The 12,940-nt window shown below is 36.9% G+C and carries 10 protein-coding genes; 4 read left to right on the top strand and 6 right to left on the bottom strand.

Features of this window, described 5'->3' with window-relative positions; translation table 11 throughout:
* Window positions 1–126: 126 nt before the first annotated feature.
* Window positions 127–1,023 (bottom strand): FAD:protein FMN transferase, encoded by an 897-nt coding sequence (locus RI844_RS01265; protein ID WP_348396672.1) that lies wholly within the window; start codon window positions 1,021–1,023, stop codon window positions 127–129.
* A 214-nt stretch (window positions 1,024–1,237) separates the two neighbouring features.
* On the opposite strand from RI844_RS01265, the gene RI844_RS01260 reads away from it, so the two are divergent.
* Complete coding sequence (locus RI844_RS01260; RefSeq protein ID WP_348396671.1) at window positions 1,238–2,473, top strand: retropepsin-like aspartic protease family protein; 1,236 nt, start codon at window positions 1,238–1,240, stop codon at window positions 2,471–2,473.
* 35 nt (window positions 2,474–2,508) lie between these two features.
* Here the strand turns inward: RI844_RS01260 and RI844_RS01255 are convergent, their stop codons facing one another.
* Window positions 2,509–2,778 carry a hypothetical protein gene (locus tag RI844_RS01255; RefSeq protein WP_348396670.1) on the bottom strand — a complete coding sequence of 90 codons (270 nt, stop codon included), beginning with the start codon at window positions 2,776–2,778 and terminating at the stop codon, window positions 2,509–2,511.
* 110 nt (window positions 2,779–2,888) lie between these two features.
* Entirely contained in the window at window positions 2,889–3,779 is an 891-nt protein-coding gene (locus RI844_RS01250) for a LysR substrate-binding domain-containing protein (RefSeq protein WP_348396669.1), read from the bottom strand.
* Between the two features lie 95 nt (window positions 3,780–3,874).
* Here RI844_RS01250 and RI844_RS01245 point away from each other — a divergent pair, with 95 nt between their 5' ends.
* The 3 genes from RI844_RS01245 to RI844_RS01235 all read left to right on the top strand — a co-directional run bounded on the left by RI844_RS01245 (window position 3,875) and on the right by RI844_RS01235 (window position 6,183).
* The gene (locus RI844_RS01245; RefSeq protein WP_348396668.1) at window positions 3,875–4,300 is read left to right on the top strand and encodes a YeeE/YedE family protein; all 426 of its coding nucleotides are present in this window, start codon (window positions 3,875–3,877) and stop codon (window positions 4,298–4,300) included.
* Window positions 4,300–4,731, top strand: coding sequence for a YeeE/YedE family protein (locus RI844_RS01240; protein WP_348396667.1), 432 nt, complete (start codon window positions 4,300–4,302; stop codon window positions 4,729–4,731). Before RI844_RS01245 ends, RI844_RS01240 begins: the two co-directional genes overlap by 1 nt.
* 783 nt (window positions 4,732–5,514) lie before the next feature.
* Window positions 5,515–6,183: an NAD(P)H-binding protein gene (locus RI844_RS01235; protein ID WP_348396666.1), complete on the top strand. Its 669-nt coding sequence runs from the start codon at window positions 5,515–5,517 to the stop codon at window positions 6,181–6,183.
* Here the strand turns inward: RI844_RS01235 and RI844_RS01230 are convergent.
* From RI844_RS01230 to smc, 3 genes are all read right to left on the bottom strand, one after another.
* On the bottom strand, window positions 6,166–8,115 hold the full coding sequence (locus RI844_RS01230; RefSeq protein ID WP_348396665.1) for a helix-hairpin-helix domain-containing protein: 1,950 nt from the start codon (window positions 8,113–8,115) through the stop codon (window positions 6,166–6,168). The genes RI844_RS01235 and RI844_RS01230 overlap by 18 nt on opposite strands.
* A 65-nt stretch (window positions 8,116–8,180) precedes the next feature.
* Window positions 8,181–9,347: a cell division protein ZipA gene (gene zipA / locus RI844_RS01225; RefSeq protein WP_348396664.1), complete on the bottom strand. Its 1,167-nt coding sequence runs from the start codon at window positions 9,345–9,347 to the stop codon at window positions 8,181–8,183.
* Between the two features lie 12 nt (window positions 9,348–9,359).
* Window positions 9,360–12,848 carry a chromosome segregation protein SMC gene (gene smc, locus RI844_RS01220; RefSeq protein ID WP_348396663.1) on the bottom strand — a complete coding sequence of 1,163 codons (3,489 nt, stop codon included), beginning with the start codon at window positions 12,846–12,848 and terminating at the stop codon, window positions 9,360–9,362.
* Between the last annotated feature and the right edge of the window lie 92 nt (window positions 12,849–12,940).

The following is a 12,940-nucleotide window of genomic DNA, read 5'->3' as shown; positions in this document are numbered from 1 at the left end:
TTAGGTTGAAAATACATGATTTTTGTTAAATAAAAAAGTTTTTTATCTAAAAAACAAAGTTTTATCTAATAAAAATTCAGATCTACAGCATTATTTAGCAAATAAAGTAAAAAGCTACGTACTTTTCTACCAAATACACCAATGGCCTATGTCTTGTTTTTTTAAAAAATTTTCAGCATATTCACCTTGCAACAAAGCCAAAGTCGCAATAAAACCAGCTTGGATACAATTAGGTGCAGCAACAGTTATAGACTTGGGGGCATTTAGTAGCGGAAAACCGGTTTTGGGATTTAATATATGGGAGTAGCGTTGCCCATTTTTTAACAAATAGCGCCGAGCGTCTCCACTTGTTGCTATTGAACCACCATTGATTGAAACCATAAGAGGCTGTTTATTTTCAAAATCTGGGGGGTCTATACCAATATGCCATGGTTGATCTGTATATTGTTTTCCGGATACTGAAATATCGCCGCCAAAGTTAATTAATACGGGTATATCGGTAAGCTTCTTAGCGATCAATAAACTGGTATCAACTGCATACTCCTTGCCGATCCCCCCTAAATCAATTTCCATCCCGGGTTGCAGTGTGATGGAGTTTGCTAACAACAATATCTTGTCAAAACCGACTTTGGACAAAAGCGGTGCTATTTGATTTTTTTCAGGAACATTCACACTACCATCAAACTTCCAAGCATTGCGCAACACGCCGGAGGTAATATCAAATAAGCCATTACTGATGTTGTAACATTGTTTCGCAAATTCGAGCAGTTTTAAAGTTTCTCCGTCGATTGCAACCACATCACCATTACTTGCATTTATTTTAGAGCAAACGCTTGTGTCTAGATAACGAGAATATTTATCTTCAATTCGCCAAGCTTCAGTAGCGACAGCATGAGCAACTTTCTTGGCGATATATTTGTCGGTTGAGTTTATAAGTACTTCGCATGGGCTGGCCATTGCATTAAATACAGCTTTATAGCCAAACTCAGTTGAGTAAAGAGTAACCTTTCTTTTATTCTTCATTTGAACCATATTTTAACTTATACCATTTCTTATGCAGATTGGTTTTAATGTCCTTTTTATCAATAATTCATTTGTCATTAGAAAAATAAAGATGAAAAACTTGCTAAGCATTCGTTACACTTTACTATAGGGAATATAGAAAAAAAACACTGCCAAATTCATAATGTTGAATTAGGTACTGCAAATTTATGGGTTTATGTAAAAAGGGTAAATTTTGAACGTCAAACTAGTTGTTTTACTTAGCATATTACTGACCGTATCTATTGGTACTAATATTTATTTATTACAGAGCATAAATGAGCACAAGGAAAATAATCATAATAATGTTGAATTCACTCGCAACAACTTAACTCAGGCAAACAAAGGTTTGTCAGATCCGCCATTTAACAATAGCATCTCGAATAACGATGCATTAAAGCAAGCCTTAAGTCCTGCCATGGTTGCAAATGACAAAACAGCTGAAATCAACTTGTTAATTGCAAAGGCAGAACAATTATTTTATGCCAACCAGTTTATCGCAGCTATTGATCACCTCGAACAAATTGCAGCAATTAATCCAGCAAGCAGCCACTTAATTACTGAACAATGGCTTAGTGCAGGTAATCAATGGCTAGCAAGCCGTAAATTTAGTTTATTAAGTAGCTTTTTACGAGCTTATTTGGCGCGTTTCCCTTTTGACGAACAATGGTTAGAAATTAAAATAGAATGGCTGGTTGCGGTTAATAAACCTAGTGCTGCTATAGATATTTATTATGATTTGATCGCAAATGCGTTTAACTTAGAAAAAGAAGAAATGTGGCATCAACGAGCCCATCAACTTTTTCGGCAACACACTAACGCTTTAAAACGTCAAAAAGCATGGCAAAGTATCGTTAACTTTTCTAAGCCAGTGCTTGCCAACGAAACTAATTATCCCCCTTATCAACTCGTATTAGCCGAAGCCTATATACACCTAAATGAGATTCAAGCGGCAATGAATTATTTGGATAATATTAAATACCAAGAAGATTATATTAGCCAAATTAACGCCTTAAATACATTAATAGATTCAATTGTATTAGCCGAAGAAGGGATAAAATTAGTCCGAAAAGGCCAACACTTTATTGTTGAAGCAACATTAAATAAACAGCATCTGTCACACCTAATGATTGATACAGGAGCATCTTTAACAGTGATTTCCACAGCCTTTTATAAACAATTATTAAGCACCGATTTGATAAAAACCAATCGTCGTTTAAACATAAGCACTGCCGGAGGCAATGAAACAGCATTTTCAGTTGTTATTGAGGAGTTTTGGCTAGCAGGTAGAGCACTATATGACTTTGAAGTTGTCGTAATGGACTTAGAAGGTTTAGACAAAGCTGATGGTCTACTAGGAATGAATTTCTTACAGCATTTCAAATTTGAAATTGATCAAAAAAATGCACTGTTATTTTTAACCCCACACTAATTCTAATACCATCCATCGTAAATACCTGTAGCGGTTTATGCCGCACGTTTATGTATATGCTCCACCGGATTTGTAAGTAACTGGAATTGATTAGCAAACGTTCGTTGTTTCTCTTGTAATAACAACACAGCCATCAACTTATAATCAATATACTTAGCCACTATAGCTAATGTTAAGCTTGCCAATGGTAAGTATAATAGCGCGTATAAAACACTCCATTGAAAACTCACTTCAATAATTAGCGGTGTTGCAACAATAACAGAAGCAATAATACGGTACATAGTAACTTGGTTGCGAGTGATCATTTCTATTTCCTTAACAATGAATAGTGTTTGTTGATAAGGCTAATAATAGGAATTGCAGACAAAATTGACAAAAGGATAATATTCACTCTATAGGTGAATGACATTCACCCTTAACTTTTTAAGGCAGGAAATTTTTCTAACCAATCTAAAAAGCAGTGAATTTCATGTCGCTGTTTATCTTCTTTCCGATACACAGCATAAAGCGATAAGGGATATTTCAACGTAAGTTCAAATGGGTTTATAAGTAATTTTCGCTCTAATAATAAATTTTCAATCGGTAGCATAGCAAAAGCCAAACCTAACCCCTGCTCTGCAGCTTGTAGAGCCGTATCGTAATTACTAAAAGTAAGTTGGTGCTTTAATGTTAAATTATTAATACCAAAGCCCTGCGCCCAAGTTTGCCAAACACTATCCATATTAGATAAGTCAATAAGAGGTACATCACCTAATTGTGATAAGTCTGTTAAGTTATATTTATTGGCAAATTCTGCCGAGCACACTGCAGCAACATGAATATCCATCAACTTTCTAACTTCAACGCCTTCCCAATCACCGCGCCCTATTCGTATCGCCAAATCAAAATCTTCATAACGTAAATCAGCGACATTCATGCCTGTTTCGATACGAATATCAATATCCGCATGTGCTTGTTGAAAAGAGTTCAGTTGTGGAATTATCACATTGGCAGCCATGGTTGGAAACGTTGATATTTTAAGGCTGGGTGATAGGTATTTATTTTTAATTGATTTAGTGCCCTGCTCCAATAACGCTAACGATTGCTGCACGTAATCCAGATACATTTTGCCAGCAGCATTAACTTTTACGCCTCGAGATTTACGAACAAATAGCTCAAAACCAATGAATTCTTCTAATGACTTTATTTGATGGCTAACAGCTGAAGGAGTAATAAACAACTCTTCACTGGCAAGTTTAAAACTTTCCAGTCTTGCCGCCGATTCAAAAATGCTGAATAAATGTAATGCGGGTAGTTTTCTAGACATAAATAGATTAAGTTAATTTTTTATAGTATAGATGAATCAAACTATACTATAACAATTTAAAAAAAGTTAATAATTAATAACTCTATGGATATAAGATGACAGATTTTACGCCTTTTAGCGCCTTAATTGGTGGCTTGATTATTGGTTTTTCAGCTTTAGCACTGTTAATACTAAACGGTAAAATTGCCGGTATATCAGGGATCTTTGCCCAAGTATTTGATAAATACCCGATCAGATCAAGCTGGCAAGTGTTTTTCATCCTTGGGGTAATTATAGGGCCTTTATTGGTTATGCCTATAGGGTTTTCTTTGCCTCAACAAATTGACCTTAGCTGGCCAGCGATTATAGTTGGTGCTTTTTTGGTTGGTTTTGGCTCTAGGTATGGCTCAGGTTGCACAAGCGGCCATGGTATTTGCGGCATTGGTCGCTTTTCAATACGATCGATTTATGCAACGCTCATTTTTATGAGTTCAGCAATTGTCACTGTTTTCTTCATTCGTCATATTTTCGGAGCATTCTGATGAAATCAACGAGTAAAAGTATGATAAATAATTTGATCGCTTTAATTTGTGGTTTGGCCTTTGGCGCGGGCTTAACCGTGGCCCAAATGGTTGAACCAAAAAAGGTACTAAATTTTCTTGATATATTTGGCCAATGGGATGCTAGTTTAGCTTTCGTTATGGGTGGAGGTTTGATTATTTATACACTCGGATACCAATTATTAATAAAGCGAATGATAAAACCAATATTAAATAACTCTTTCGCTTTACCTGTTAAAAATGAAGTCGATAAAAAGTTGGTTATTGGGGCTGGAATTTTTGGCATTGGTTGGGGAGTTGTGGGGATTTGTCCGGGACCAGCCCTAGCGAACCTTAGTACTGGCAATGAAAAAATATTGGTATTTATTCTGGTAATGTTTGTCGGAATGAGCACAGCAAAAAAAATAAACTGACCGCATTTTGGTTCTAAACTCGCACTAAAATGATGCATTTATACACTGTTGATAACTAAATTGAAAATTTAAAAATAGTAAACCAATTAAAATAAAGCGCATTTTGTAGATGGTGATTAAATTGTTCTTTTGTACTAATTAAATTTTTACTGCTGGCAAAGGTCTTAATTAGTGCTTTAGTCGTTGCTGTTTACAACGCCCTGCTTTAATAACGAATATTTCGTAGTTGAAGAAAACTTAATTACTCTACAAAGCCTTTTTCATAAGGCCTGTAGCAATATACAGTAGAATGACTAAATAAGCTGCAAATATTAAAACTGTGCCAATTGTCCAATGCTAATACCTTCAGAAATTCACATTCTATAAAGTTTCATTTATTCATATATGCTGAATATTATGCAAACAATCAAAATCAATAAGAACTTTAATGTTTAAACTCCAGCAAAAACACCTGTGGATAACACTGTGCATAAAACTTAATCCCTTATAATATGGGCACTATAAGGTAAGCTATGATTTACAATTACGAAATTTCGTAACATTACATTGCGGTTACAGTTTAATTACAGTCGCTCATAGCAGAGAAAAAAAGTTTTGCACAGAATCAGTGGATAACTTTTCACACCCCTTATTTTTATTGGCCTGAAAATTTGCAAGCATTTTTTTATAAAAAATTTATCTATTTCTCAAGTGAATTTTCATTCATTCTTTAATTAAAATTTATTATAAAAATGCTATTCTTTACTACAAAATGATATAAAAAAGATAGAGAATATAGTACAGATGAAATCAGTTTTACTTTTGGGCGCATCAGGTTTAACAGGCCGACATTGTTTGCAATTATTACTTGATAATGATAATTACCGAAAAGTGATTATTGCTGTTCGAGCCCCACTTCCGGTTGTTAATAAAAAACTAACCCAAGTAGTTGTCAATTTTGATGATATAAACAGTAACGAAGATTTGTTTGCCGTAGACGAAGTATTCTGTTGTTTAGGCACTACAATCAAAAAAGCGGGTAGTCGCACTGCATTTACTAACATAGATCATGACTTGGTTATTCATATAGCCAAATTAGCTAAAAAGCATGCTGTGAATAAATTTCTAGTGATTAGTGCATTAGGGGCAAACCCTAAGTCCAATTCATTTTACAACCAGATAAAAGGTAAGATGGAGTGCGCATTAAAAACATTAAATTTAAATGCGACTTTTGTGTTTAGACCAAGTTTATTACTAGGTGATAGGAAAGAGTTTAGGCGTTTAGAACACATTACCGCGCTTTTTTGTAAGGTGTTCTCATTTATGTTTATCGGTCCACTGAAAGCTGTTAAGCCTATAGAAGCGTCAGTTTTAGCCAACGCGATGATAACAGTTGCTAATAATGAAAGCCTTAACAAATCATTTCAAGTAATAGAAAATCAAGCCATCAAGGAGTTAGGCATCACTCAATAACTCAAGGTACTCTTGCTCAGACAACACCAAAACCCCTTTGTCTTTAGCGGCATTGATTTTATTTGCTCCAACTTTTTCCCCCGCTACAAGGTAAGAGGTTTTACTGGAAACAGATTTAGCTACTTTAGCACCAAGTGCTTTGGCTTGTTTTTCCATATCGCCACGAGAGCCTTGTAACATAGTGCCTGTAAATACGATCACCTTGCCAAGAATTGGTGTTTCAACAGTTGATTGTTCAGAAATTTTAGTTGTTATAGCTAAGTTAAAGTTTAATGATTTAACTTTAAAGTACTCTTCTCTTACATTTTCTAATCCCTCAACAATCGCTTCAGCGCTAACTTGGGCAAAACCATCAAGCTTAACTAAATCTTCAACACCGGCTTGAAAAAGTTCATCTAAGGAATGATGCTGTAACAGCTTCTCGCAATTGCCGCCGGCAAGTCTACTTACACCAAATGCCGCAAGGAATCGCCAATCCTCTATTTCTATCTCTCTGCTCGCTTTTAATTGTTCAACTAGATTTTGGGCGGTTTTGTCACCAAAACCAAAGCCGACAAAGCTATTTTTTGCAGCATCATAAATTTCATGAATTCGTTTAAGTCCATGCTCATGAAGTTTCTCAATAACTTTAGGGCCGAAACCATCGTTATTACCCAACGTTTTGAAAAAATGAACTAAAGTGTTTTCAGTTTGTGCTGGACAGTCGGTTTTATTTGGGCAAACCAAATGATCCGAATCCCATAAAATATGAGTACCACAACTAGGGCAATTTACTGGCAGTTCGGGAGATACCGCTGTTATTACTTTTTCAATCTTTGGAATAACCAAACCACTTCGAACCAGTTGTACAACAGCTCCAGGACCAACGCCATTGGTTTTAACCATATTATAATGATGCACGGTTGCGCGACTTATTGTAGCGCCGCTTAGTTTTGTTGGCTCTAACTCTGCAACAGGTGAAACTCGCCCTGTTCTTGACGTTTGTGGCACCACTCTTAGAACTTTAACCTCAGCTGACTCATCATTCACTTTAAACGCAATTTGCCATCTATGGTGGTGCCTTGTGGCCCCCATATGCTGTTTAATATCGTCATTAGTTACTTCAAAAATAACGCCATCAATATCATAATCAACCGCATTCCATATACGCTCAACTATATCTTCAAAATTGCTTAATACTTCACTGTAATGTCCAGTCCAGTTAGTAATTAAAGAAAATGGATAAAATACACAAGCGCCGGCATCGATTGCTGTTTGCACAGCTTTATCAACTTTCTTCTCAGCAATAATCGCGGCTTGTATATTTCTGGAATTCTCAAAGTTTTCACTTAACACATTGTCAAAATAGCTTTTCTTGATAACAATCTCGCCAGGACCTTGTCCTCGCTCACCCTGCTCAGCAACTTTAAGGCCACGCTTAAATGCTCTGGTGATATCTTGTCCGCGGCTACCATCGCCACGAGTATAAAGCTTAGATCCATCATCAAAAGCAGCATAACCATCAAGCTTAGGGGTAACTCTAATGTTTATTTCTGAATCATTAATATCAAGTTCATTTGCCGCTTTGATTAAGCGCTCTATCCATTTTTTTATTTCTTCGAATGAATAGGCTTTGTCTGTAGACAGCATTTTCTGAGGTAGGGCCACAGTCTTACTATCAATGACAACTTCGGGTTCAACCGTGCTCAAAAATGGGTGGCCTGGCTCTCTATTTTTTAATTCTTGCAAGTAAACAGCATCATAAAGCTGATCATCAATAATCGGTTGGCCCGAGCGGTATAGAGCATTAGCAGTTTCAAGAACAATTAATAGGTTGTTCAGTGATAATTTACTTGCGTCTTGCTCATTAAATAATGACTCGAGCGCAGAAACATCTCGCGATTGGTTAAGTTGCTCAATGATCGATAATTGCTTTGTATTAAAATTTAACATTAGGTTTTACTATTTTGATTAACGGAAAGAAGCCTCCATCGGGAGGCTTAATAATTTAGAAGAAATTAGTAGCCAGCGAGGCGGGCTTTACGGTCAAACTCTCTGATTTTACTTAAATAATGTTGCTCGGTTTGCTTAGTCATCACGCTACGTTGACCATCGAGTACTTGCCCGCCAAATTCATTAGCAACTTGTTTCGCGGCTGACAACATTTGCTTAAAGACTTTTACTGGGTCGCCTGCATTAGGTAAAGTCATAAATAAAGTGATACCTTTCGTGGCAAAACTTTCCATATTATCTAAATCGAACGTACCTGGATTCACCATATTGGCGACTGAAAAGGTGATTTTACCATTACCAGCGTTGTCTTGATGGCGATGAAAAATATTCATTTCACCAAACTTTAAGCCTAAGGTTAAAAAGTTTGGTAATAAAGCGGCACCTGAGATCAACTGGTTTTCGTTAACGACAACTGATAACGCTAAGACTTCTTGTTCAATTTCTACTTTACGGTTGCTATTAGCACGATCAAAGTCCATTTCAAGTTGATCACGTTTTAACTCAGCTCTGGTTTTTGCTTTATTAATAGGTTGCACGGTTGTGGTTGCAACCTTCGCATTAGCTTTCGCTTTGGCAGGCTTAACAGTTTCAATATCTTGTACCTCAGCGGTTTCTTGGGCCAAAGCACTTATCGTTGGCAACTCTTCGTCAACTATAGTTTCCGAGGTAGTAAATACCGGCTCGCTAGGATCTGCTATTTGCTCAGGCTTAATCTGTGGCTTAGGCTCAGCATTTTTTATCGTTGTACTTTTTTTAATGCCGACCGGATCTTCAAAAACAGGCTCGCTCTTAACTTCGACCGCTGATTCAATCTCAGGTAATGGTGCTGAACTTTCCAAGGTTTCAATATCAGAAAATGTTGGCGCTTGTTCGAGCAATTGCTCATCTTCAATGGGGGGCGGCGTATTCGCTTGCAAGTCTGCCGATTGCTGTTGAGTAAGCTCTGGCATTTCAGCGGCATCAAGGCTAATAGGTTTAGGACGGCCTACACCATCTTGATCAAAGCCTTGGGTATCATAATTACGAATATCCTCTTCAGAGAAATCGCCATCATTTACTTTGGCTTTGAGCTTATAAGGGTTTTTGCGGATCTTTATCCGACCATGAAAATAAATGCCACCAATTACGATAACGCTAATGATTATTAATATTGTTCTAAAATTTAATTCCATTACCAAGCCTGCTTATACTGCTTCTGCCATAGCAACTGCTTCATCAATATCAACGGCAACCATACGCGACACTCCTGGTTCATGCATGGTAACACCGGTTAAATGAGAAGCCATTTCCATGGCTATTTTATTATGACTTATATAAATAAATTGCACGGTTTCAGACATTTCTTCAACCAATTTACAAAATCGGCCAACATTCGCGTCATCAAGTGGTGCATCCACTTCATCCAACATACAAAACGGCGCTGGATTTAACCTAAATATTGCAAATACTAATGATAATGCGGTTAGCGCTTTTTCTCCACCAGAAAGTAAGTGAATTGTACTATTTTTTTTGCCTGGCGGTCTTGCCATGATAGTTACCCCAGTTTCGAGTAGGTCTTCCCCAACTAATTCAAGGTATGCACTACCGCCACCAAACACTTTTGGAAACAATATTTTCAAGTCATTATTGACTTGGTCAAAGGTTTCTTTAAATTTTTGCCGTGTTTCTGTATCTATTTTATCAATTGCCGATTCAAGAGTATGTAATGCCGACTCTAAATCTTGATTTTGTGTATCTAAAAACTCTTTGCGCTGTGATTGTAATTCAAATTCTTCAATGGCAGCTAAATTAATCGCGCCAAGTCTTGAAATATCTTTGCTCACGCGAGCAAGTTGAATTTGCCATTGCGACTCTTTCGCCTCAACAGGTAAATTATCTAATACAACGGTTAATGTTTGCTGCATTTCAGCTAATTGCTCAACAGCAGATTTGGCACGTACATTATAAGTTTGAGCATCGATATGAAGCTGCGATAGCTTACTCCTTTGCTCTTCAATTAACATCAATAAATTTTGTTGATTACTATTAAAAAGCTCAATATTTTGATGAGATTCAGTTAGTTGAGCATTAATATGCTGCTGCTGAAGATCATTTTCTGAGCTTTGTAATAACAAATGTTGTAACTGCTCTTGCTGCTTTATAATCGGTTGATCATTTTCTTGCTGAGTTGTAGCCATTTCTTGCTTTTGCTGTTTCAGTATTAATAATTGCTCCTGTACTCGCTCGAGCACAGTGCCAACAGAATCTAATTCTGTCTTGGCTTTTTCAATGACTAAACTTTGTTGTTGTTGCTCATTAGTTACTTGCTTTAAAGTTAATTGCACATCTTGCAGTTGTTGCATGAGGCTATTTCGCTCATGTTGTAAGGTGTCACCAATGTCGCTGTCATCACCAGCAGAATTAGCCAAAGCGTTCTGCTGAGCTAGTTCGTTTTCGTATACTTTCAACTCTTCATTAAGCGCCGCTTCTTGCTTTAACAGTTCATCTTGCAAACTTTGTTGATGAGTTTGCTTGAACATAAACTCTTGGTTAAGTAACTTCGCTTCTTGCTCTTTTTCAATCAGCAATTGCTTACTTTGTTGATGTTGTTGATTTCGTTGCTCAAGTTTACTTTTCAGGTTCGTATTCTTTTCATTAATTGCTGTAAAGTCTTGTTTGAATCGAGAGAACTCAGCTTGTGCCTCATTTATAGTGACTGACAACTCGAGCAATTCGTTATTTCGTTTTAACTGGCCACTTTGTTGTTCTACCACGCCTTTTTTAAGCCATGAACCGCCAAGCCAAAGACCTTGTGGGCAAATTACGGAGTCGTTATTGTCAGTCAACTGTTTTCCGATTTGTTGTGCTTGAGTTTCTGAATGAGCAACTTTGACCGAGTTTAATAATGTAACAAATGGATGTTTACCTTGAATAAACTGTGCCAAACTATCTGGTACAATCGGTACTGATTGTTGATTTTCGTCATGTTTAATCAGCAGAGCTACATCAATATCTAGATGCTCTGGAATAATTTCTAGACAAGAGGCACTTAACCATTGACCTAAAACCATTTCTATTGCTGTTTCCCAGCCTGGCGTTATCGATAGTTGTTCGCTTAAGTTATGCTCTGCACTAAAACCTAGCGACTGCAAAAACTTATTTTGCTTTACCTGCCAATCTGCACGTTGCTGGTTAATTTCATTTAATGTTCGTTGCTTCGATTTCAAAGCTTGCAACTCACTGGATATGTTATCAAACTGGGCTTTGATGCTTTGCTCACTAATAATAGAATTCTGATATTCATCACTAAGCTGTTCAACATCTAAGTGTAATTGCTCACACATTATATTTTGTTCAACAGCATGCTCATGACTTTGCCCAAGCTTGTTTTTTAATAACTCCAATTTATACGTTGCTAATTGTTGTTTAATCGACTCTATTCGTTGCTCTGTTTTTCTCATTAAATCGCTGGTCGACTGTACTTTGTTGGCAATTACATTAATGGCATTATTATGTTCAGATTGTTTTTTTACAAAGTTATCCCAGTGTAACTGCCAAGCATGTTGGCGATGCTGTATGTCTTGCAATTGCTCAGTTAATAGTTCAACTCGAGCATCATTTTCATTAAGCTCAGGCAATATTTGTGCTATCACTTTTTTTAAGTCGTGTTGTTTTTTAAGCTCTTGATTTAAGTATTCACTGTTGCGCTGAATATCATCAGTCAATCGTTTTCTATCTTCTGCGAGACTTATCTTGCGCTGTTTTGCATGCTTAATATTCTGCTCTAAACGGGTAATCTCGGTGGTTAAGGTTAATTTATGCTGTTGCAAAACAGCAATTTTATTAGCTCCTTCATCTTGAGTATCTCGGGCATTAACAATGGCAAGCTCTGCTTCTCTTTGCTTGGCAACTAATTGATCAAGTTTAAGCTCTATTTTTAATTCATGCTGTTTAAACTTTTCTAATTCATCTCTGCATTGACGCCACTTTATCGCGGTTAATTCAGCTTTTAAGGTACGCTCTTGGCCTTTTAATTCTTTAAACCGAACAGCGGCTTGTGACTGACCATGCAGCCGTTCTATTTGTATTGCCAACTCTTGTCTGATATCAGCTAGTCGTAATAAATTATCTCGAGTGTGGCGAATACGAACTTCGGTTTCACGCCGACGTTCTTTATACTTAGATACGCCTGCGGCTTCTTCAATAAACACCCGTAAATCTTTTGGTTTAGACTCAATTAACTTTGAGATCATGCCTTGTTCAATTATTGCGTAACTTCTTGGGCCAAGGCCAGTGCCCAAAAAGATGTCAGTAATGTCTTTACGCCGGCATTTACTGCCGTTTAAATAATAAGTATTTTGAGAGTCCCGATTAACAACACGGCGTATAGATATCTCACTTCGGTCAGCCATCGACCCTTGAATTCGTTGATCAGTATTGTCGAATATGAGCTCAACACTCGCTTGACCAACCGGTTTTCTAGCACTAGAACCATTAAAAATAACATCGGTCATGCTATCGCCGCGTAAATTCTTGGCCGAACTCTCGCCCAAAACCCAACGAACAGCATCGATTATATTAGATTTACCACAACCATTTGGGCCGACGATAGCCGTCATTTCTTGTGGAAATGGCACACTCGTGACATCGACAAAAGATTTAAATCCAGCTAATTTGATTTGTTTTAAGCGCATTGGTTATTATAGTTTTTATTTGTTTGATAGTTAGCGTTTTGATTATAGCAATTATATAAGACTGAGCCTATCTTGGTATATTTACCTTAGCA

This window comes from Thalassotalea fonticola, assembly GCF_032911225.1.
GTDB classification, from domain to species: domain Bacteria; phylum Pseudomonadota; class Gammaproteobacteria; order Enterobacterales; family Alteromonadaceae; genus Thalassotalea_A; species Thalassotalea_A fonticola.
Note: the sequence above shows the minus strand (reverse complement) of the source record. Positions and strands in the feature narration are given on the sequence as shown.

What these genes read in the sequence shown, in the direction of transcription:
- RI844_RS01265 (WP_348396672.1), bottom strand. Translation starts at nt 1,023, where the DNA reads ATGAAGAATAAAAGAAAGGTTACTCTTTACTCAACTGAGTTTGGCTAT.
- RI844_RS01255 (WP_348396670.1), bottom strand. Translation starts at nt 2,778, where the DNA reads ATGATCACTCGCAACCAAGTTACTATGTACCGTATTATTGCTTCTGTT.
- RI844_RS01250 (WP_348396669.1), bottom strand. Translation starts at nt 3,779, where the DNA reads ATGTCTAGAAAACTACCCGCATTACATTTATTCAGCATTTTTGAATCG.
- RI844_RS01245 (WP_348396668.1), top strand. Translation starts at nt 3,875, where the DNA reads ATGACAGATTTTACGCCTTTTAGCGCCTTAATTGGTGGCTTGATTATT.
- RI844_RS01240 (WP_348396667.1), top strand. Translation starts at nt 4,300, where the DNA reads ATGAAATCAACGAGTAAAAGTATGATAAATAATTTGATCGCTTTAATT.
- RI844_RS01235 (WP_348396666.1), top strand. Translation starts at nt 5,515, where the DNA reads ATGAAATCAGTTTTACTTTTGGGCGCATCAGGTTTAACAGGCCGACAT.
- RI844_RS01230 (WP_348396665.1), bottom strand. Translation starts at nt 8,115, where the DNA reads ATGTTAAATTTTAATACAAAGCAATTATCGATCATTGAGCAACTTAAC.
- zipA (WP_348396664.1), bottom strand. Translation starts at nt 9,347, where the DNA reads ATGGAATTAAATTTTAGAACAATATTAATAATCATTAGCGTTATCGTA.
- smc (WP_348396663.1), bottom strand. Translation starts at nt 12,848, where the DNA reads ATGCGCTTAAAACAAATCAAATTAGCTGGATTTAAATCTTTTGTCGAT.